Source organism: Cupriavidus consociatus (genome assembly GCF_017814975.1).
GTDB lineage: Bacteria > Pseudomonadota > Gammaproteobacteria > Burkholderiales > Burkholderiaceae > Cupriavidus > Cupriavidus consociatus.
The window spans coordinates 65,273-83,639 of record NZ_JAGIQA010000024.1; the positions used below are offsets into that span (position 1 = coordinate 65,273).

An 18,367-nucleotide genomic window follows, 5' to 3' on the forward strand; every position below is an offset into this window, starting at 1 on the left:
ATCATATCCCGCGGTGGCCGCAGCGCAGCGTCGCTGCGCCTACATCATGCGGCGCGAGAAATGCCCCGGCGTGGCATCCGACATCAGGTCCATGAACTGGTCCCGTGTCATGTGCACCAGTTCCTGGTGGTCGCCGCCTTCGAAATACACCTCAGGCTGCTGCATCAGGCTGTTGTCCACATAAGTCTGCATGCCATACGCCATGGCGACCGGCGGAATCGCGCCAAGGTCGCAATCCTTGAAGATCTCGCGGATTTCATCCTCATGCGCGAGCACCAGGTCGCGGCCGGTCTGCTCGCAGATGGCAGCCAGCTGCAGGTGATGGCTCGAAGGGATCACGGCGGCAACATAGCCGCGCTCGTCCTCGAGCAAAAGGGTCTTGGCCAGACGGTCTCCGGGAACGTGCGCCGCCTCGGCAGTGGCCATGCTGCTGAGGGTGTAGGGGTGGCGGATGATGTCGTACTGGGTATTCTTGCTGCTCAGGCAGTTTGCGAGCGTGCTAGACAGGGCCATGGTTGCTCCTCAGGACAGGGATACGCTACGGTTATCCTTGTGCTCCTAATATAGTGCCTGGCGCCGTGCCCAACGGCCCCCGATCCGCCTTGCCCGCTAGCCGTGCAGCCGCGGCCACACCGCCTGCAGCTCCGTTTTCAGGAAATTCAGCAGGTAGCGCGTAGCCAGCGTCTGGTAGCGGTTTGGCATGGTCAGCATGTATAGCCGGCTGCCGAACACGCTGATGCGGTAATCCGGCAGCAGCTGCACCAGCCCGCCGCTCGCCAGTTCCTCGCCGATCGCGTAGATCGGCGTGATGCCGATGCCCAGGCCGGCCACCACCCCTTCCTTCAGGAAGCCGAAGTTATCGGAACTGAGTGTCGGTTCCAGCACCACCTGGTCGCGGGTTTCCTGCGCTTCGCTGCCGGGCCGCGTTCCCGCTACCTTCAGCTTTTGCCCGACTGGCGAGGCGCAAACGATCGCATGCTCCTGCAGGTCGGCGAGTACCTGGGGCGCCGGATGGTTTGCCAGGTAAGCGGGTGAAGCGCAGATGACCCAGTCCACCGTGCCGATCTCCGTGGCGATGACCGAATCGGGCGGCGTGGATATGATGCGCAGCGCCACGTCCACATCCTCGGATACCAGGTTGTGCACGCGGTTGTCGAAGACGACATCGAGGGTGATGTCGGGATAGCGCTGCTTGAACTGCACCAGCAGGGGCGACAGTATCGTGTGGCCGAGGCCGGTGGGGACCGAAAGCCGCACATGGCCCTGCAGGCTTTTGCCCATGTTGCTGATCAGCGCATTGGCAGCCGCCACCTCGCCGAGGATATTGCGCCCGTGCTCGTAGAGGCCGGCCCCTACCGGCGTGGGTTCGACATGGCGGGTGGTCCGCCGCAGCAACTGCACGCCCAGCTCTTCTTCCAGCGCTTTCAGCCGGTAGCTGACATTGGCGCGCGTCATCTTGAGCTTGCGCGCGGCCGCGCTCAGGTTGCCGGCGTCGACGATGTCGACGAACAGGCGCAAGGCGTTGAGATCCATTGGCTACAAGGAAAGAAAAAGGGCCGGCCCCGCCGCGTGGCGGGTGCCGGCCCCGTATATTGCCATGCTGGCGCGCCCGCGCGGCAGCTTGACCTCGGCCGGGGTTTGCGGGGGATTGCCCAGTCAACGGGACAGTGTGTCCCGCGAACTGGCCGCCCGGGACGGCTTATCAGGCTGGCCATCGCTTGCAACGAACCCGACTCTGGGCAATGATGCGATCCACACCGTCAACCGGCCCCGACGCGCCCCCGTTTGCCATGCACCGCTTGATGCGCCGCTGGCTGTGCGTGCCTTTGTTCATTGCCGGCGCCAGTGTCTCTGCCCAGGACCTGGTCGAATGCAAGCGGATCGAGCATGACCAGCTGATTGCCGCCACCCAGGAAACGCTGCTGTTCCTGCGCTGCCGCGCGCGCCATGTTGCCTACGAAGCGCCACGGCTCAAAGGCGTATCGCAGCGCTTCAAGGACGACCTGATATTCGCATGCCTGGATCAGGCGGATGCGGTCGAGCACCAGTTGCGCGTTCGCCATGGCTATTCTCGCGAAGCGCTGGCGCGCCAGCGCTGCACCTCACCGGACGGCGCGCCCGGCTGAGCCACACGGCTGGCATCAGCCAGCCGCCGCGTAGATGGCTCACATTGCGCGGCTCACACTTCGCGCGTCATTCCAGCCAGGTCGATCCACTCGCGGAACTGGTCCTCGGTCACATGTCCGGATGCGATCGCCGCTTCCCGCAGCGACAGGTTGCGCTGCACCGCCAGCTTGGCGATCTCGGCGGCCTTGTCGTAGCCGATATGCGGGTTCAGCGCCGTGACCGGCATCAGCGAGCGTTCCAGCAGCTCGGCAATGCGCTCGCGGTCAGCCTCGAGGCCCTCGACCATATGCTCGGCAAAGCTCGATGCCGCCCCGGCCAGCAGGCTGACCGACTGCAGCAGGCTGTAGATGATCACCGGCTTGTACGCATTCAGCTCGAGCGTGCCCAGGCCATTGGCCAGCGTCACCGTGGTGTGATTGCCGATCACGCGGCAGCAAACCATGGCCAGCGCCTCCGCCTGGGTCGGGTTGACCTTGCCCGGCATGATCGACGAACCCGGCTCGTTGGCCGGCAGGATCAGCTCGGCGAAGCCCGCGCGCGGCCCCGAGCCCAGCAGCATGAAGTCGCGCGCGATCTTCAGGAATGACGAGGCGGTGGTGTTGAGCGCGCCTGACAGGTCGGCCAGCGCGTCATGCGAGGCCTGCAGCGCGTAGCGGTTGGGCGCGGGCTCGAACGGCAGGCCGGTGTAGTCGGCCAGCGCGCGCGCAAAGGCCGCAGCAAAGCCATGCGGCGCGTTCAGCCCGGTGCCGACCGCGGTGCCGCCCTGCGCCACCGGCATGGCGCGCAGCATGGCCTGCTGCAGCCGCGATTGCGCATCCGCGACCTGCGTCATGTAGCCCGAGAACTCCTGGCCCAGCGTCAGCGGCACCGCGTCCTGCAGGTGCGTGCGGCCGACCTTGACGATATCGGCGAAGGCTTCCACCTTGCGCGCGAAGGTCTGTTGCAGCTGTTCCAGCGCCGGCAGCAGCTGTTGCTGGATCGCGCGCGTCGCGGCGATGTGCATCGCCGTCGGGAAGCTGTCGTTGCTCGACTGGCTGGCATTGACGTGGTCGTTCGGATGCACCGGCTTCTTGCTGCCGACTTCGCCGCCAAGCAGCTGGATCGCGCGGTTGGCGATGACCTCGTTGAGGTTCATGTTGGTCTGCGTGCCAGATCCGGTCTGCCAGACCGATAGCGGGAACTCCTGCGGCCAGCGGCCTTCGATCACTTCCGTGGCCGCCTGCTCGATGGCCTGCGCCAGCTCGGGCGGGAGTACGCCCAGCTCACGGTTGGCGCGGGCCGCGCACAGCTTCAGGATGGCAAAGGCCTCGACCAGCGCGGGCGGCATCTTCTCGTCGCCAATGCGGAAGTTCTGGCGCGAGCGTTCGGTTTGCGCGCCCCACAGGTGGTCGGCGGGCACCGGGACATCACCCAGGCTGTCTTTCTCGATGCGGGTGTTGCTGGCGGAAGCGCTGGACATGGACACTCTCCTTTGCAAGGCAAGGGACGGCGCAGCGGGCGCCGGTATTGCCGGATGGAAGGGAACGTGGCGAAACGCGGGCGCCGGCAAGTCATGCCGTCTGAAGCCGGGCCGCGCGCCGACCGTGCGTGCAGTCCGCCAGATTACGCCGCAGGCGCGCTGGGTGCGCTCAAGTCCATGCTGCCCGCCGGGTTAACCGCTATGAAGCGCGGTCGACGCGGCGGGCCGGGACCCGCTTACGCCGTCATCTTGAGGCACTGCTCCATGCAGACCGCGCAGGCCCGGGCGCACTCCTGGCAGTGTTCGGCGTCATGGCGCTCGCATTCCTCCTTGCACCACTTGCAGACTTCGGCGCAGTCCTCGCAGACCAGTGGCGCGAACTCGCTGTTGCGCAGCATGTAGGACGCAGCCAACTGCGCGATGCCGGCGACATCCATGTCCAGCGCGATGCAGCGCGCCATCTTGCGCACGTCCTGCTCTTCCAGGCAGGCCGCGGCGCATTTCAGCGCGGCGGCGGCACAGGCGTTGCACGCGGCGATGCAGTCGGCGTAGCGGGCGGCGTTTTCCTGCACGGTGGGTCGGATCATCGAGCGTCCTCCTTCGGGGGTAGGTGGATGGGACCGTGAATGCCGGCGCGTGGCCGGCGGGCGGACCCGCGACGCGCCTCCCTGGCGGCGGCAAGCGCGGTCCCGTGGCATGCCCGCGGTGATGCGGGCGCCGCAAAGGCGCCGCCACGGGGCATCGTTATCCACAATAGCAGGCGAAAGTCGATCCTGCGGGCCCGGTACTTGCAGCGCCGCGCTGGTTACAATGCCGCCTGCGCCAGGCGTTCCGAATGAGATGGCGCGGGTATCGTGCCCGGCACCCGGCGCGGTCGTCGGGCACCACTGTCCCCCCAACCGCATCTAACAGGAAGCCGCAAACAACATGACGCATGCCCAGGCTCCGGCCGGGCACGCGACAGGCCGCCAGACGGCCACCCAACAACACACCGCACCGCGCGGCCGCCGTGGCCGCGCCGGGGCAAGCACACCGGCAGCACGGGAAGGAAGGACATCATGGGCGAGGCGAAGAAACGGGGCACCCCCGAAGAGCGTGCGGCACAGGCACGCGCGAAGATCGAGGCCTTGCGTCCGGCGCAGCTGGTCTGCGGGCACTGCAAGACTGCGTTCAAGCAGTTCGACACCCTCAACGTGCCGGGGCTGCCCGGCATCGACGCCGTGTTCGGCGGGGAATGCCCCGGCTGCGGCAACGATGTGGTGGTGTTCAAGGGCGCGCCCGAGGCGGTGGCGCAAGCCATGATCGCCTGGGAAAAAATGCTGGGCGCCGACGCCCAGCTTGGCTACCAGTCCAGCGACGGGCGCCATGTCCCGTTCGAGCCGGAAGGCAGCGGTGCGGCAACTACCGACGCCTTGTCCGGCAAGCCCGGCGGCACGCTGCATTGACGGGCCGCCGGCCCTCGGGGCCGGCAGGCTCGGCAGCGGCCCCGCACGCCTACTGGTGGCTGAGTTCGCCGGCCAGTTCCGGCGGACCGATTTCGTAGCGTCCGCGCCCGGCGCCCTTGGCCCGGTACAGCAGCACATCCGCGAGCCGCATCAGCTCGCGGTCCTGCACCGGCCCGCCGTGGTAGAGCGCCACGCCGATGCTGACGTCGACGTCCGCTGACACGCCTTCGACGCTGAACGGCTCGTCCATCGCCTGCAGGATCGCCTGCGCCACGCGGCGCGCCGCCGCCGGCCGGGCCAGATCTTCCAGCACCACCGCGAATTCGTCGCCACCCAGCCGGGCGACGGTGTCGGCTGCGCGCACGCAGGCGCGCACGCGTTGCGCGAAGGCCTGCAGCAGCTGGTCGCCGGCGGCATGGCCGTGGATATCGTTGACTGCCTTGAAGCGGTCCATGTCCAGGTACAGCAGCGCCATCAGGCCCCCGTGCTCGCGGCTGCGCGCCATGGCGGCCTGCAGTTGCCCTTCGAAAGCGCTGCGGTTCAGCAGCTGGGTCAGGTGATCGGTGCGGGACATGCGCGCCAGTCGCTGCGTTTCGAGCTTGCGCTGGGTGATGTCCTGCACGTGGATATGCACGCCGACGACTTCGCTGCCGTCCGCGCTCCATTCCGGACGCAGGCTGGTCTCCATGCAGTGGTATTCCGGCTCCTGGTCCTCCGACTCGAAGGTCACCGCGGTGCCGGCCAGCGCGCGCTGCAGGAAAGGCTGCGCGCGCGCATAGCGCGTCTCGCCCAGCACTTCGCGCACGGTCTTGCCGCGCAGTTCGTCGAGCTTCAGGCCGAACACGTGCTCGTAGGCGATGTTGTTGTAGACGTAGCGCTCGTCGGGATCGATAAAGGCCAGCAGCGACGGCAGCGTGTCGGTCACGGCGCGCAGGCGCCGCTCGCTGCGGTCCAGCGCCTGGCGGCGCTCGCGCACGTCGCGCATCAGCCTGGCGAAGGCACGCGACAGGTCGCCGATCTCGTCGCGCTGCGGCCGCGCCGGCAGCCGCTCGAACGCCGACAGGTCGTTGGCACTGGCCAGTACCACCTTGTGCAGCCGGGTCAGCGGTCCAAGCAGCCGCCGCACCGCCAGCCAGATCAGCATGGCCACCAGCGCCAGCGCCAGGCCGGCGAGGACCAGGAAGCGCTGCTGCATCTGGCGCAGCGGTGCGTAGGCTTCGCGTGCCGGCAGCAGCGCCACCAGCTCCCACCCCGTGGTCGACATCAGGTAGCGCGCGATCACCGGGCGCGCCGGCGTCAGGAATTCCAGCGTCGCGGGGCTGTCGTCCTCGCCGCAGGTATCGCCCACGCTCAGCGCCGGCTGGCGTGCCTGCGCCGGGTCCGGATGGCGGATATAGACCGGATCGCGCCCGGCCGAGACCAGGCAGTAGTAGCCGGTGGTGCCGAGCCGGTTATGCAGGATCTCGACCAGGAAATTGGCGCGCGCCATGTCCAGCCAGCCGCCGACAATCCCGACGAAGGCTTTCTGCGGCGACAGTACCGGCACGGCCACCATGATGCCGAGCTGGCCGGTGGTGCGCGAGCGGATCGGCGGCGAGACCACCGGCGCGAGCGTGCGCGCGGCTTCCCGGAAATAACCGCGATCGCTCACTTCCGCGACGGAACCGGCATTGCTCAGGATGTTGCCCTGCGCATCGGCGACCAGCAGCGCATTGAAGGCGGCCGGTACGGGGATCGCCGAGGACAGCGCGTGCAGCGCCTGCTGCCGGGCCGGGCCGGCCTGCGCGCCGCGTGCCTGCGCCAGCAGGCCGCCGAGCTGCGCTGCCTGGTGCGACAGCAGCAGGATGCGGTCGGACATGGCAGTGTCGAGCTGGTCGGCGGTGAGCTTGACCACCGAGTCCTGCTGGTCCTGCAGCGCATCATGCAGGTCGCGGTGCGCGTCATGCAGCGCGGCCAGTACGATGCCGGTGCCGAATATCGCGGCCAGGATGGTAGTGATGAAGGCAATGCGCGCTTTCAGCGTGGGCGTATAGACAGGCATGTGGGCGCGAGTGGGGGCGCAAGTTCGGCGCAAGGTGTTCGCAAGCCAGGGCGGCGCAACGCAAGCGCCAGCGCGATTGCGGAAGGGCGCGGCATGCCGGGCGCCTGGCCGGCGACGCCACGGATACTAGCTACCATAGCGCATCGCGACATGGCTGGCACGCAATGTGGGCCCGGCGGGACATGGGCAGGCATTGGGCCAGGACCTTACACCCGTTCGGGCCATCGGTACCGCACGGGACTGTGCCTGTTGCATCCGTCGCGGTATAGTGCCGCGTTATCGCAAGGCACGCAGCCGTTTGCCGTGCGCCGGTCAGCCTGCCGGGCTCCGTGGCAGGCGCGTCGCCGGCGCCAGACCGTTACCGAAGACCATGAGACTGACTGCGCTTCCTCCTGCCTTGCTGTCGCTACTGGTCGCGGCAGGCGGGGCGCTGCTGACCGCGGGGGCGTGGCGCCAGGTGCAGCAATTCGAGCAGCGGCTGGCCCAGCAGCATTTTGATGCGCAGCTGAGCCAGGCCAGCAGCGCACTGCGCGAACGCATGCTCGAGAACGAGCGGCTGCTGCGCGGCGTGGCGGGCCTGATGACGGCCAATCCGGCAACTTCGCGCGCGCAATGGCGCAACTATCTCTATACGGCCCAGCTCGACGAACTGCCGCCGGGCACGCAATCGATCGGCTACGCACCGCTGACGTCACCGCGGCAGGTCGACCCCCTGATCGCGGCCGCGCGCGCCGATGGCCTGACCGACTACGGGATCCGTCCCGCCGGCCCGCGCAGCCTCTACGCGCCCATCCTCTATGTGGAGCCGCTGGCCGGGCGCAATGCCCGTGCCGCCGGCTTCGACCTGCTGTCCGAGCCGTCCCGTCGTGCCGCGATGGAAGCGGCGCGCGACAGCGGCGAACCCCGCCTGACGCGCGGGCTGGAACTGGTGCGCGAGGCCGAGGCGCCAGAGCGCCAGCGCGGCGCGCTGCTGTTCCTGCCGGTCTACGGTGGCGGCGTTGCCGCCAGCACGATGGCGCAGCGGCGCGAGGCGGTGGTCGGTTATGTCTATGTGTCGCTGCGGCTGGGCGACCTGATGCGCGGGGTCGGCGCGCCGGCACTGGCGGACCTGGAGCTGTCGCTGCACGAGGGCACGCCTGCCATGCCCGGTCCGCAGCTGTCGGATACGGCTGGTGCCGCGCATCGCGATGACGGCAATGCCCCGCTGCTGCGCGGCGAGCGCCAGTTCCCCTATGGTGGCGCCGCGTGGACGCTGCGCGCTGCCACGCGTCCCGCCTTCGAAGCGGCATATGGCCCGCGCCAGGGGTATGTGGTGCTGGCCGCGGGCGCGCTGGCCACGCTGGCGCTGGCCGGCATGGCCTATGCGCTGGCACGCCAGCGCCGCACCGCGTGGCAACGCGAGGCGCAGGCCGTCCACGCATGGGAGGACGACAATGCCACGCTGCAGGCATGCCTGGCGCATTCCGCCGACGGCTTTGTCCTCACCGACGCCAACGGCGTGGTCGTGCGTGCCAGCGAGCGCGCCGGCACGCTGTTCTGCATCGCGCCGGCCGATCTCGTCGGGCGTAGCCTCGATACGCTTGCCCCCGGTGCCACCGGTGTCGCGGAAGGGGTCGATGGCGCCGGCGTGGCCCGCGGCGCGGCGCAGCGCGAGCTGACCGGCGTGCGCAGCGACGGCAGCCGTTTCCCGCTGCGCGCCAGCGCCGCGCAACTGCCCGGCGCGGACGGCGCCGACGCGGGCGCCCAGTGGCTGTGGGCGATCACGGACATGGAGCCGCAGCAGCGCGCGCACCTGGCCGCCGCGCATCAGGCCGCGCGCTACGCCGGGCTGGTCGACCATGCCAGCTTCGGCGTCATCACCTTTGGCGACGACGGCGTGATCACCAGCGTCAATGCCGCAGGCACGCGCATGCTGTGGTACGCCACTGCCGAGCTGGTCGGCCGCATGCCGGTCACCGGCCTGCATCTCGCCGACGAACTGGCGGCGCACGCGCGCACGCTGAGCCAGGAGCTGGACGAACCAGTGCCGCCCGGAATGCCCGCGCTGGTCGCCAAGGCGCGGCTCGCCCTGACTGACGAACGCGAATGGACCTGGGTGCGCAAAGGCGGCTCGCGCCTGCCGGTGCAGGTATCCGTGTCGGCGCTGGCCGCGCAGCCGGAAGGGCCGCCAGCAGGCTACCAGGCCATCGCCTACGACCTGACCGAACGCCGCCGCGTCGACGAATACATCCGTCACCTGGCGCTGCATGACCCGCTGACAGGCCTGCCCAACCGCGCCGAGCTCAACGAGCGCGCACAACCCGTGCTGCTGCACGCGCGCCGCCACGGCGAACGCGTGGCGCTGCTGCTGCTGGACCTGGACCACTTCAAGCACATCAACGATTCGCTCGGCCACCCGGTCGGCGACGACGTCCTGCGTACCGTGGCCGATCGGCTCAAGGGCGCCGTGCGCCAGGGCGACCTGGTGGCGCGCATGGGCGGCGACGAATTCGGCGTGGTGCTGGGTGGCCTGCGCGACGACAGCGAGGCCGAGCTGATCGCCGCCAAGATCCAGGCGCGGGTCAATGAGGAACTGCTGGCCGGCGGGCAGCGCCTGCGCGTGACCCCTTCGATCGGCATGGCGATTTTCCCCGACGACGGCGATTCCCTGACCGAGCTGATGAAGTCCGCCGACGCCGCGGTCTATGCCGCCAAGCAAGGGGGCCGCGCACAGCTGTGCCGCTTTGCGGCGTCGATGGCGGAAGCCTCGCTGGCGCGCTTCACCATCGAAGGGCTGCTGCGCCGTGCGCTGGCCGGCAACGAATTCCGGATGCGCTACCAGCCCATCGTCGATACCGCCACGGAAGCGGTTACCGGCGTCGAGGCGCTGATCGCCTGGGAAACCCCCGAACGCGGCCCGATGCAGCCGTCCGAGTTCATCCCCATCGCCGAGCAAAGTGGCCTGGTCGCGCCCCTGGGCGAATGGACGCTGGCCACCGCCTGCCGCGAGATCCAGGCGCTGCGCCAGGCGCTGGGCCGCGACCTCGAAGTGGCGGTGAATATCTCGCCACTGCAGCTGCGCCAGGCCGGCTTCCCGGACACCGTGGCGCGCTGCCTGGAGCAGTCCGGCCTGCCGCCGCGGCAACTGGTGATCGAGGTTACCGAAGGCATTGTCGTCGACGGCGGCGAGACCACCATCGAAACCTTCCGCCGGCTGCGCGCGCTTGGCGTGGCGCTGTCGATCGACGATTTCGGCACCGGCTATTCCGGCCTGAACTACCTGACCCGGCTGCCGATCGACCGGCTCAAGATCGACAAGTCCTTCGTCGACGACGTGGCCACGCCCGGCCACGACCAGGCGGTGGCTGCCGCGATCATTGCGCTCGGGCACCAGCTGCACCTGAAGGTGGTCGCCGAAGGGGTGGAAACCGCGGCGCAGTTCGAGTTCCTGCGGTCGCAGGGCTGCGACGGCGTGCAGGGCTTCCTGTTCTGCCAGGCGGTGTCGCCGCAGGCCTTGCGCCAACTGCTGGAGACAGGTTTGGAAACGCCGCTGGCCGACCACGCCGCGCCGCGGCAATAGGCCGCCCTCGCCAGGCAACAAGCCCGCAGAAACGGGTACGCTCAGTCGCGGTGGGGGCGCGGGAACGCGCGGACCGGTCAGGTCCCGCGCGGCGTGTCGGGGGTGGGAAGGTCGGCGTGCAGGCGGCGGTACAGTTCGTCGATGCGCTGGCGACTGGCGGCCAGTTCCTCGCGCCCGCGCTCGGTCAGCTGGTAGACGCGGCCGATGCCGTCGCGCAGCACGCTTTCGAGATATCCCTCCATCTGCAGGGCGCGCAGCAGGGGACGCACGGTGCCGATGTCCACCTGGAAGCCGTACTCCAGCAGCATGTCGGCGAGCATGGCTACCGTGGCGGGGACTTCCAGGGCAAATTGCAGGACGTAGACGCGGGCGAGCAGGCCCAGGAACTGTCGTTTCATGAAATCTGGCAACGCGGCAGCCGTCCCGGCGGTTGACGCGGGCGGCATGCTGGATGTTTGGGTTTGCAGACGTTGTGCCGGCAAATGCGGAAACGCTGCCGGGTGGCCGGAATTTTACCGTGCCAGGTATGCCGGATAATTCACTTTAGGCAGGGCCGGCAAAAAAGAAGCCGCCAGGGGTCCTGGCGGCTTGTCGGGAATGCGTCGGAGGGGTCAATTAACTCTGGCGCAGACCAGAGTTTAATTTAATTGAATACGGCTTGTCACCTGTCTGTTTCGGCACCCCTACGAGGGAGGGGTATGGGCGAGGCAGTTCACAGTGAACGCCGTGCCATTGTCTGCCATTGTGCCTAAAAACGCGGCCTTTTGTGAGGTAGATCCGTCAACTGCTGCGAAATAGCGACTCACATGTGCGGCATGAATCGCATGTGACCCGATGCAGATGTCCGGATCCGGCTTGCGCCCATGCCGCCACCGGCGTCAAATCGCGACACCCTCATATTGCCGTGGCGCCGCACCACGCCGCCGCCTCCTCATGAAACCCGCCGATTTCGCACGCCTGCTCGCGCTGGCCGCCATCTGGGGCGCCAGTTTTCTGTTTCTCCGCATCGGCGCGCCGGTGCTGGGCCCAATGCCGACGGCTTTCGTGCGCGTGCTCGTTGCCGCCATCACGCTCGCTGTCTGCCTGCCGTTGCTGGGGCTGCGCTGGGACATGCGCGCCAAGTGGCCGGCGGTTCTCGCACTGGGCGTGATCAACTCCGGCATACCGTTCGCCATGTACGCGGTGGCGGCGCTATGGCTGCCGGCAGGCTATTCGGCGGTGTTCAATGCCATGACGCCGCTGATGGGCGTCGTGATCGGGGCGCTGGCCTTTTCCGAACGGCTGACGCGCGCCAAGGCGGTGGGCGTGATGCTGGGCGTGGCCGGCGTGGCGGTGCTGACGCGCACCGGCCCGGTCGCGTTTTCGACCGAGCTCCTGCTCGGCGCGCTGGCTTGCCTGGTGGCGACCGCCTGCTACGGCCTGTCCGGCTTCCTGGCGCGACGCTGGATCACCGAGCGCGGCGGCCTGGACAGCCGCCTGGTCGCCGCCGGCAGCATGGTCGGCGCGACGCTGTTCCTGCTGCCGTTTTGCGCGGTTGCGCTGTGGCGCCAGAACACCCTGCCCGACGCCGGCGCCGGAGTGTGGTGGGCCATGGCGGGCCTCGGCGTACTCTGCACGGCGCTGGCCTACATCCTCTATTACCGGCTGATTGCCGACCTTGGCCCGGTGCGTTCGCTGACCGTGACCTTCCTGATTCCGCCATTCGGCATCGTCTGGGGCGCGCTGTTCCTGGGCGAAGCGCTGTCGTGGGCGCACGCCGTGGGCGGCGCGCTGATCGGCCTGGCGGTGTGGCTGGTGCTGCGGCCAGTGGCGGCAGACATGCCGGCGGCTGCGGCGGTGAGGGCGGCAGCGAAACGCTGATCAGTCAGCAAGCTGCCCGTGAGCGCGCTGCCGTTCCTGCAGTCGTTCCCGCAGCGACGTTGTACTGCTCCCGCACCATCATCACGATGCGGCGCGCCTGGCGCCAATGACGGATGGCGTCGGCTTCGGTGCGTTCGGGGAAATCGACCTCGGCGCTCCAGTTGCAGCCGGTGTGGTCGGGTCGGTGCACGCATACGGCCCGCAGCTGGCAGTCATGGCAAGCGGGTTCCTGCCGCAGGTACACGCTGAGCAGGCGTTTCAGCTCCGACAGCGGCTTGGTCGGGCGCTCCATGATGGCTCCGTCAGGGCGTAGCATCGATTTTTTATGCGGACCTTGGGCGCGCTCAGGCCTGCGTGGGCAGCGCCGCGGACACATGCGTTTCGTCCGCCGCACCGGCACGGCACTCAGGGCAGACGCCGTACAGCACCAGCATGTGCTCGCGCAAGACAAAGGCGTTGTCGGCGGCTACCTGGCGCTGGCGCTGCTCGATGTTCTCGTCGCGGAATTCCTCCACGCGGCCGCAGGCAACGCAGATCAGGTGGTCATGGTGGCCGCCTTCGTTGAGTTCGAACACGGCGTGGTCGGACTCGAAGGTGTGGCGCAGCAGGATGTCGGCCTGCACCAGCTGGTTGAGCACCCGGTACACGGTGGACAGGCCCGCGTCCTCGTCCTGGGTCAGCAGGATGCGGTAGACATCTTCCGCACTGAGGTGGCGCCGTGCGCTGGTGCGGAACACTTCGAGGATGCGCATCCGCGGCGACGTGGCCTTCAGGCCGGCGCGCTTGAGGTGGATCGGGCTGGACTGTTCGGATGACATGGCGGATGACTTTGGAATGCTGCTGTTGCCCCCCATCGGGCAGGGCGGCACCGTGCCCTGCGCCGCGTACGGGCGGCGTCGATGGCTTGGCGGGATATTCAGGCCGGAGCGCCAGGGCCGGCCGCGCGCTGCGCTGGCGTCCCTGGCGGCGCGCCGTGCCTGCACGTCGCGCTGAATAAAAAGGCGGCCTGGCTTGCCTGCGGAAGACGCGATCGGGAAAGCGGGGTCTGGTTGCTTTCCCGATCTTCCGAAGACTGGCTACTGCCAAACGCTCCGCGTGACGGAGCGGTCCCCACAAAAGTCGGTGTCGGATGCCGCGTGGGTTTGCCACGTTGCGGCGTCCGGAAATTCTGTGCCTGCCAGGGTTCGGAGCAGTGCCGCTTGCCGCGGCGGCCTCGGTGCTGGCCGGGCTGCCTGGCTGGTGAAGCACCGTGCGTCAGGCAGTGATCGAATAGTAAATGGGAATCGATCTCATTACAAGAGAAATTTTCGCCGAACTGCTGAATCGATGGTGATCCGCCCGGTGCTGAGGACGGTGTCTGGCATGGAACAGGCTCGCTGCGGGTCGAGGCGCCAGGCGCTGAACGCATGCTGGCGTACTGCTGCCGGCAATGCTATCCGATGCCGCGGCCTTCGACGGAAGCCAACAGCGCAACATCCATTGCCGGCTAACGCCTCGGCGCCTTGCTGTCGCGTGCCGCGGTGTCGCATACCGGCGCGCTGGCCGGCGCGGATCGCATGTACGACGCGTTGTTGACCTCGCTCGGGCGCGCCTGCCTTGCCACGCTAGCACCCGATGCCTTCGGCGCGATGATGACGGTCATGTCCGACAAGCACCGGGGCCGAGGCTGGCCGGAGCTGCGCCGTGAAATCGAGGCCGCGGTCCGGTCTGTGCGGGAGAAAGGTTACTGTGTCGCGTCCTGGTAGCTTTGGCGGCTATGGCGTCCACGTATTGAACGTGAGTGTGTCGACGCAGCAAGGCGCGGGGGCCGTCGAGGCCGCGCTGGCAGGACCGCTGACGGAGCTTGCAGCGGCGATCCAGACGCGGATGCTGCGGCTGGAGAATGAGCGATCCGGCTAATCCTCGCCGGGCGCGGCCTTGGCAAACATCGACATGTGCCGCCTGATATGGCTCAGCAGTTCGAGCGCCGCCGCCGGCAACGGGCGGCCGGCCTTCACCATCAGCCTGGCCTGGGTGCCCATGAACAGTGGGTGATCGATCGGCACGACGGCGAGGGTGCCTGCCGCGATCTCGCGATAAGCGGCAAATTCACCGATCAGCGTCATGAAATTGTTGTAGCCGACGAACTGCTTCAGGGCCGTCAGCGAATTGCTGACGAGCGTGGCCCGGATCGAGATGTTCTCGGCAAACTCGACCATGCTCAGTGCATGCCCGACGCCGAATGATGCCGGCATGACCGCGAGCGGATAGGCCTGCAAATCCTGGAGGCTGGCCGCGCCGCCGCGCACGGCGAGCGGATGGTCGGGGCGGACCAGCAGGACCACCGGCTGCGCCGCACTTGCGCGGTACTCGATGCGCGGATGGGGTGGCGGATTGTACGCCAGCCCGATATGTGCGCGGCTTTCCGCGACTTCCTGCAGCACGCCATCCACCGCCAGGATGTCCATGCGGATATCGAGCCGGGGATACCGGGCGCAGAACTGTGCGAGGACCTCGTTGACCAGCAGGTCGACATAGCCTTCGCTCAGCACCAGCCGGACCTCGCCTTGCTGCAAACCCTTCAGTGAGTGCAACTGGTCTTCGAGCTTCTCCTGGTGCGACCGATAGCCCCGCCAGAACTCGAGCAGGTGCGCGGCTGCCGCAGTCGGCTTGAGGCCGCGCGGCTCGCGCTCGAACAGCGTCGCGCCGAGCTCTTCTTCGAGCAGCCGGATCTGCCGGGTAATCACGGACGGCGAGGTATTGAGGCCTTCCGCGGCCCCCCGGATGGTGCCGTGAGCCACGACTTCCCGGAAGTATCGCAATCGCTGCTGGTTGATCTCTCGCATGTCGAAACGCTCCGCTTCGCTTTCTGACCGCTGACGATACAGGAACCCGGATGCCGTTGTGCGGCACCTGCCGCACTCTGCGGAAGCCCGTTGCCCAAAAGGGAACGAACCGTGGACTTAGTTGCTCTTTGCCGGCACCTCCCTGGCTGCCAGACTTCAGGCCACAAAACGTGCAAACGACAAGCAACCACAGGAGACAGGCAGCATGCTGGCAATTCCCACCGCGAGCGCGGTTGACGAGACTTCTGCGCTGTATAGCAAGATCAACTGGCGCCTGCTGCCCTTCTTGCTGGTCTGCTACCTGTTCGCCTACCTGGACCGGGTCAATGTAGGCTTCGCCAAGCTGCAGATGCAAAGTGACCTGGGCTTCTCGGACGCCGCATATGGCGTGGGCGCGGGGATTTTCTTCATTGGCTATGTGCTGTTCGAGTTGCCCAGCAACCTCATGCTGCCGCGGGTCGGCGCGCGCAAGACGTTCAGCCGCATCCTCGTGCTGTGGGGCATTACTTCCGCCTGCATGCTGTTCGTGCGCAACGTGCCGACGTTCTACGCCATGCGCTTCCTTCTGGGCGTGTTCGAGGCGGGATTCGCCCCGGGCATGATCTATTACCTGTCTTGCTGGTACGGCCCGCAACGCATGGCCCGCGCCATCGCGATCGTATTCCTGGCCGGCCCGATCGGCGGCATCGTCGGGGGCCCGGTGTCGGCGTGGCTGATGACCGCGCTCGCCGGCAAGGCCGGCCTCGCGGGCTGGCAGTGGATGTTCCTGGTCGAGGGCCTGCCCTGCATCCTGCTCGGCGTGATGGCATTGCGGCTGGTGCCGGATCGGCCCGCCCAGGCCAGCTGGCTGAGCGAACAGGAACGGCGCCTGCTTGAAGCCGAACTGAGCCCCGCGGCGGCACACAAGCATTCCTTCAAGGCCGTGGCGAAGGACGCGCGCGTCTATGTGCTGGCGCTCGCCTACTTCTGCATCATCGCGACCATCTACGCCATCAGCTTCTGGCTGCCGAGCCTGATCAAGGCACAGGGCGTGAACGATACGGTGCAGCTTGGCTGGTACTCGGCCATTCCCTACGTGGCCGCCGCCTTTGGCATGGTCTACATGGGCCGCAGGTCTGACCGGCTGGGGGAGCGGCGCTTCCACTGCGCGGTGCCTGCGCTGGGCGCGGCGGTGCTGCTGGCGGCCTCGTTTGCGACGGATGGAAACCTGCTGGTGTCGCTGGTCCTGCTGACGCTCGCCACGATGGGGCTGTGGATGGCCTACACGGTGTTCTGGGCCATGCCTGCCGAGTACATCAAGGGTCCGGCGGCGGCGGGCGGCATCGCGCTGATCAACACCATTGGCCTGTCGGGCGGTTTCTGGGGGCCTGCTGTCATCGGCTGGACCAAGAGCGCGACCGGCAGCCTCGGTCATGGCGTGCTGCTGATGGCGTCGCTGCCGTTGCTCGCCGCCGTGATCGTCCTTGCCAACAAGCTGCCGGCGAAGCGCTGAGCCGGCGCCGGATGGCATGAATCAAGCATCGTGTCCGGGCGTACCGGAGAAAAAAGGAGTAGCAATGCGCTTGCATCTTTCAACCTGGGCTGAAATCGAGCAGTACCTGTCGCGCAGCCGTACCATCGTGGTCCCGATCGGCTCGAACGAGCAGCATGGGCCGACCGGGCTGCTGGGCACTGACTGGCTGTGCCCGGAAATCATCGCCAATGAAGCGGAGAAGGGTGCCGATATCCTGGTGGCACCGACCTTCAATGTCGGCATGGCGCAGCATCACCTCGCCTTCCCGGGGACCATTTCCCTGCGCCCTTCGACCTTTATCGCCGCAATCGGCGACTGGGTCCGCTCGCTGGCGGGGCATGGCTTCGAGAAGATCCTGTTCCTGAACGGCCATGGCGGCAATGTGGCATCGATCGACGCGGCGTTCTCCGAGCTCTACGCCGAAGCAAGCTTTGCCAGGCGCCGCGCGGGATTCGCGCTGAAGCTGTGCAACTGGTGGGACCTCGAAGGCGTCGGCGAGCTGGCACGCAATCAGTTCCCGGCCGGCCACGGTTCGCACGCCACGCCTTCCGAGATTGCGATCACCCAGTGGGCCTTTCCCGACGCCATCAAGTTTGCCGACTATGCACCGAAGATCGCACCGTCGGGCCCGATTCGCGAAGCGCTGGACTTCCGCGCGCGCTATCCGGATGGCCGTATCGGCTCCGATCCCGGACTGGCGACGCCGGAAAAGGGTGCCGAACTGGTCAGGCTGGCCGCACACAGCCTTGTGCGCGAACTGGAAGCGTTCGGCCGCGAACCCATGCCCGCCTGATCCGCAGGCGGCAGGCGGTCAAGCGCTGGCCTTGCGCGTGCTGGAAGTCAGCAAGCGCAAGACCGGCCTCGGCTGTCTGCGAATAGCGCAGTGGCCTTCTTCATTGTTTTGCCTTGTCGGTCCGTCGCGCGAACCACGCCGTCGGCGGCACCGTCGAGCGCTCGGCGGCGCGGGCTCAGTGCCTTATCGCTGCACGTCAGGACTTTGCTTCCCGCTTCCTGCGGGCTGTGGTGGACTCGCCACCAATGCCCCAGTTGTCAGTGGAAAGCTCTTCAATGACAACAACGGTTGTCGCCGGATTCTTCCCGAGCACGTCCCTGAGCAAATTGGTCACGCCTGCTATCAGCTCGGCCTTCTTCTCAGCCGTGGCTTGATCGGTGATCTTGATGTTGACGTAGGGCATGGGGACCTCCTGACCTTGCTGACTTGCTTGGCGCACGAAGGATCGAGAGTGAAATGGCGTTGCTCACTCAGGCTCCTGGCAACCTTTGTGGAGTATGTAGGCCGCACAGCAATGGAGCAAAGATCTTCCGAGCAGCCCATGCGTCACCCAGGGCTTCGGCGTTAGTGCGATTGCGATGACGAGGTCAGGAGATCCTCAGGCTGCATTTCGACCTGCACTACTTGCCCGCCAAGTGGGCGCGCTGGATTGCCGGCTTCTGCGCCATGTTCATGCTGGTGGCGATCGTCAGCGGCGTCATCACGCACCGCCGCATCTTTGCCGATTTCTTCACCCCCTTGCATT

General features: G+C 67.4%; 18 protein-coding genes and 1 pseudogene. 9 read left to right on the top strand and 10 right to left on the bottom strand.

Annotation, left to right across the window (positions count from 1 at the left end; translation table 11 throughout):
- Positions 1–39 precede the first annotated feature (39 nt).
- Positions 40–513, bottom strand: coding sequence for an aminoacyl-tRNA deacylase (locus tag J8I82_RS27325; RefSeq protein ID WP_209761965.1), 474 nt, complete (start codon positions 511–513; stop codon positions 40–42).
- A gap of 96 nt (positions 514–609) precedes the next feature.
- Complete coding sequence (locus tag J8I82_RS27330; protein WP_209761966.1) at positions 610–1,533, bottom strand: LysR family transcriptional regulator; 924 nt, start codon at positions 1,531–1,533, stop codon at positions 610–612.
- 209 nt (positions 1,534–1,742) lie between these two features.
- Here J8I82_RS27330 and J8I82_RS27335 point away from each other — a divergent pair, with 209 nt between their 5' ends.
- Complete coding sequence (locus J8I82_RS27335; protein WP_209761967.1) at positions 1,743–2,126, top strand: hypothetical protein; 384 nt, start codon at positions 1,743–1,745, stop codon at positions 2,124–2,126.
- Between the two features lie 53 nt (positions 2,127–2,179).
- On the opposite strand, the gene fumC is transcribed toward J8I82_RS27335, so the two are convergent.
- Together fumC and J8I82_RS27345 are read right to left on the bottom strand one after the other, a co-directional pair.
- A complete protein-coding gene (gene fumC, locus J8I82_RS27340) occupies positions 2,180–3,586 on the bottom strand; it encodes a class II fumarate hydratase (RefSeq protein WP_209761968.1) in 1,407 nt (468 codons plus the stop codon).
- A 236-nt stretch (positions 3,587–3,822) separates the two neighbouring features.
- The gene (locus tag J8I82_RS27345; RefSeq protein WP_209761969.1) at positions 3,823–4,173 is read right to left on the bottom strand and encodes a four-helix bundle copper-binding protein; all 351 of its coding nucleotides are present in this window, start codon (positions 4,171–4,173) and stop codon (positions 3,823–3,825) included.
- Positions 4,174–4,644: 471 nt separating this feature from the next.
- Between J8I82_RS27345 and J8I82_RS27350 the strand changes: the two genes are divergently transcribed.
- Positions 4,645–5,031, top strand: a complete 387-nt coding sequence (locus J8I82_RS27350; RefSeq protein ID WP_209761970.1) for a hypothetical protein — start codon at positions 4,645–4,647, stop codon at positions 5,029–5,031.
- Positions 5,032–5,080: 49 nt separating this feature from the next.
- Here J8I82_RS27350 and J8I82_RS27355 read toward each other — a convergent pair whose 3' ends face one another.
- Positions 5,081–7,072, bottom strand: a complete 1,992-nt coding sequence (locus tag J8I82_RS27355) for a sensor domain-containing diguanylate cyclase (RefSeq protein WP_209761971.1) — start codon at positions 7,070–7,072, stop codon at positions 5,081–5,083.
- Positions 7,073–7,442: 370 nt separating this feature from the next.
- Between J8I82_RS27355 and J8I82_RS27360 the strand changes: the two genes are divergently transcribed.
- On the top strand, positions 7,443–10,631 hold the full coding sequence (locus tag J8I82_RS27360; RefSeq protein WP_209761972.1) for a bifunctional diguanylate cyclase/phosphodiesterase: 3,189 nt from the start codon (positions 7,443–7,445) through the stop codon (positions 10,629–10,631).
- A gap of 77 nt (positions 10,632–10,708) precedes the next feature.
- Here J8I82_RS27360 and J8I82_RS27365 read toward each other — a convergent pair whose 3' ends face one another.
- Positions 10,709–11,029 carry a PadR family transcriptional regulator gene (locus tag J8I82_RS27365; RefSeq protein WP_209761973.1) on the bottom strand — a complete coding sequence of 107 codons (321 nt, stop codon included), beginning with the start codon at positions 11,027–11,029 and terminating at the stop codon, positions 10,709–10,711.
- A 535-nt stretch (positions 11,030–11,564) separates the two neighbouring features.
- On the opposite strand from J8I82_RS27365, the gene J8I82_RS27370 reads away from it, so the two are divergent.
- On the top strand, positions 11,565–12,491 hold the full coding sequence (locus J8I82_RS27370; protein ID WP_209761974.1) for a DMT family transporter: 927 nt from the start codon (positions 11,565–11,567) through the stop codon (positions 12,489–12,491).
- A gap of 4 nt (positions 12,492–12,495) precedes the next feature.
- On the opposite strand, the gene J8I82_RS27375 is transcribed toward J8I82_RS27370, so the two are convergent.
- Positions 12,496–12,783: a hypothetical protein gene (locus J8I82_RS27375; RefSeq protein ID WP_209761975.1), complete on the bottom strand. Its 288-nt coding sequence runs from the start codon at positions 12,781–12,783 to the stop codon at positions 12,496–12,498.
- Between the two features lie 52 nt (positions 12,784–12,835).
- Positions 12,836–13,309, bottom strand: coding sequence for a ferric iron uptake transcriptional regulator (gene fur / locus J8I82_RS27380; RefSeq protein ID WP_209761976.1), 474 nt, complete (start codon positions 13,307–13,309; stop codon positions 12,836–12,838).
- A 684-nt stretch (positions 13,310–13,993) separates the two neighbouring features.
- Here fur and J8I82_RS38530 point away from each other — a divergent pair.
- A complete protein-coding gene (locus tag J8I82_RS38530) occupies positions 13,994–14,236 on the top strand; it encodes an IclR family transcriptional regulator (protein WP_245180157.1) in 243 nt (80 codons plus the stop codon).
- A gap of 31 nt (positions 14,237–14,267) precedes the next feature.
- A complete protein-coding gene (locus J8I82_RS39145; RefSeq protein WP_280908306.1) occupies positions 14,268–14,390 on the top strand; it encodes a hypothetical protein in 123 nt (40 codons plus the stop codon).
- Here the strand turns inward: J8I82_RS39145 and J8I82_RS27390 are convergent.
- Entirely contained in the window at positions 14,387–15,316 is a 930-nt protein-coding gene (locus J8I82_RS27390; RefSeq protein ID WP_209761977.1) for a LysR family transcriptional regulator, read from the bottom strand. The two genes, J8I82_RS39145 and J8I82_RS27390, sit on opposite strands and share 4 nt — an antisense overlap.
- Positions 15,317–15,521: 205 nt before the next feature.
- Here J8I82_RS27390 and J8I82_RS27395 point away from each other — a divergent pair, with 205 nt between their 5' ends.
- Both J8I82_RS27395 and J8I82_RS27400 read left to right on the top strand, forming a co-directional pair.
- Positions 15,522–16,808 carry an MFS transporter gene (locus tag J8I82_RS27395; protein WP_209761978.1) on the top strand — a complete coding sequence of 429 codons (1,287 nt, stop codon included), beginning with the start codon at positions 15,522–15,524 and terminating at the stop codon, positions 16,806–16,808.
- Between the two features lie 64 nt (positions 16,809–16,872).
- On the top strand, positions 16,873–17,622 hold the full coding sequence (locus tag J8I82_RS27400; RefSeq protein ID WP_209761979.1) for a creatininase family protein: 750 nt from the start codon (positions 16,873–16,875) through the stop codon (positions 17,620–17,622).
- 196 nt (positions 17,623–17,818) lie between these two features.
- Here J8I82_RS27400 and J8I82_RS27405 read toward each other — a convergent pair whose 3' ends face one another.
- Positions 17,819–18,025: a tautomerase family protein gene (locus J8I82_RS27405; protein ID WP_209761980.1), complete on the bottom strand. Its 207-nt coding sequence runs from the start codon at positions 18,023–18,025 to the stop codon at positions 17,819–17,821.
- A gap of 182 nt (positions 18,026–18,207) precedes the next feature.
- Here J8I82_RS27405 and J8I82_RS27410 point away from each other — a divergent pair.
- Positions 18,208–18,357 (top strand): annotated as a pseudogene (locus J8I82_RS27410) (PepSY-associated TM helix domain-containing protein); the annotation flags it as partial.
- Positions 18,358–18,367: the final 10 nt, after the last annotated feature.

Coding starts and splice junctions, on each gene's coding strand:
- J8I82_RS27325 (WP_209761965.1), bottom strand. CDS start 513: ATGGCCCTGTCTAGCACGCTCGCAAACTGCCTGAGCAGCAAGAATACC.
- J8I82_RS27360 (WP_209761972.1), top strand. CDS start 7,443: ATGAGACTGACTGCGCTTCCTCCTGCCTTGCTGTCGCTACTGGTCGCG.
- J8I82_RS27335 (WP_209761967.1), top strand. CDS start 1,743: ATGATGCGATCCACACCGTCAACCGGCCCCGACGCGCCCCCGTTTGCC.
- J8I82_RS27400 (WP_209761979.1), top strand. CDS start 16,873: ATGCGCTTGCATCTTTCAACCTGGGCTGAAATCGAGCAGTACCTGTCG.
- J8I82_RS27370 (WP_209761974.1), top strand. CDS start 11,565: ATGAAACCCGCCGATTTCGCACGCCTGCTCGCGCTGGCCGCCATCTGG.
- J8I82_RS27395 (WP_209761978.1), top strand. CDS start 15,522: ATGCTGGCAATTCCCACCGCGAGCGCGGTTGACGAGACTTCTGCGCTG.
- J8I82_RS27350 (WP_209761970.1), top strand. CDS start 4,645: ATGGGCGAGGCGAAGAAACGGGGCACCCCCGAAGAGCGTGCGGCACAG.
- fur (WP_209761976.1), bottom strand. CDS start 13,309: ATGTCATCCGAACAGTCCAGCCCGATCCACCTCAAGCGCGCCGGCCTG.
- J8I82_RS27355 (WP_209761971.1), bottom strand. CDS start 7,072: ATGCCTGTCTATACGCCCACGCTGAAAGCGCGCATTGCCTTCATCACT.
- J8I82_RS27390 (WP_209761977.1), bottom strand. CDS start 15,316: ATGCGAGAGATCAACCAGCAGCGATTGCGATACTTCCGGGAAGTCGTG.
- J8I82_RS27405 (WP_209761980.1), bottom strand. CDS start 18,025: ATGCCCTACGTCAACATCAAGATCACCGATCAAGCCACGGCTGAGAAG.
- fumC (WP_209761968.1), bottom strand. CDS start 3,586: ATGTCCAGCGCTTCCGCCAGCAACACCCGCATCGAGAAAGACAGCCTG.
- J8I82_RS27330 (WP_209761966.1), bottom strand. CDS start 1,533: ATGGATCTCAACGCCTTGCGCCTGTTCGTCGACATCGTCGACGCCGGC.
- J8I82_RS27375 (WP_209761975.1), bottom strand. CDS start 12,783: ATGGAGCGCCCGACCAAGCCGCTGTCGGAGCTGAAACGCCTGCTCAGC.
- J8I82_RS27345 (WP_209761969.1), bottom strand. CDS start 4,173: ATGATCCGACCCACCGTGCAGGAAAACGCCGCCCGCTACGCCGACTGC.
- J8I82_RS27365 (WP_209761973.1), bottom strand. CDS start 11,029: ATGAAACGACAGTTCCTGGGCCTGCTCGCCCGCGTCTACGTCCTGCAA.